Consider the following 711-nt stretch of genomic DNA (forward strand, 5'->3'; position numbering starts at 1 on the left):
AACGCCGATATCACGGCATCGATTTTAAGAACCCATTCACAATGTCAAATAAGGCGGGGCTAACCCCGCGTGTTCCGCCGAAGCGGAAGAGTTTTCTCTTCATCTCTAGGTTTTGGTGGCGAGTGGTGGAGCCTATCGGGATCGAACCGATGACCTGATGCTTGCAAAGCAACCGCTCTCCCAGCTGAGCTAAGGCCCCATACTCTTTTAAAGCGCGAAAGTGGTGGGCCTGGGTGGATTCGAACCACCGACCTCACCCTTATCAGGGGTGCGCTCTAACCAACTGAGCTACAGGCCCGCACCTGCTTCGCGCCGCCATCGCAGCCGAGCTGCGCCAGATGGCGCGCTTCGCAGCGCCGACCGAGCTTGTCCGACACAAACCGTAACAGCCATGCTGTCGGTCCGTGTGGACTACCTAGTGATGAAGGGACATGAGGACGGCGGCAAATGTTCTTTGGAATGGAAGAAGCTCTTCTCAATGGCGAACCATCGAGCGCTTTCTGCCGATATCCTTAGAAAGGAGGTGATCCAGCCGCAGGTTCCCCTACGGCTACCTTGTTACGACTTCACCCCAGTCGCTGAACCCACCGTGGTCAGCTGCCTCCTTGCGGTTAGCGCACTGCCTTCGGGTGAATCCAACTCCCATGGTGTGACGGGCGGTGTGTACAAGGCCTGGGAACGTATTCACCGCGGCATGCTGATCCGCGATTA

At 57.1% G+C, this 711-nt stretch carries 2 tRNA genes and 1 rRNA gene; all 3 read right to left on the minus strand.

From position 1 onward, the window contains the following. Positions 1-123: 123 nt before the first annotated feature. A tRNA-Ala gene (locus EAH76_RS23775) sits at positions 124-199 on the minus strand. A 22-nt stretch (positions 200-221) separates the two neighbouring features. Beyond that, positions 222-298: transfer RNA gene (locus tag EAH76_RS23780), tRNA-Ile, on the minus strand. Between the two features lie 218 nt (positions 299-516). Further along, a 16S ribosomal RNA gene (locus EAH76_RS23785) occupies positions 517-711 on the minus strand; the annotation flags it as partial.

Origin of the sequence: Sphingomonas glacialis (assembly GCF_006439055.1) — a bacterium.
GTDB lineage: Bacteria > Pseudomonadota > Alphaproteobacteria > Sphingomonadales > Sphingomonadaceae > Sphingomonas > Sphingomonas glacialis_A.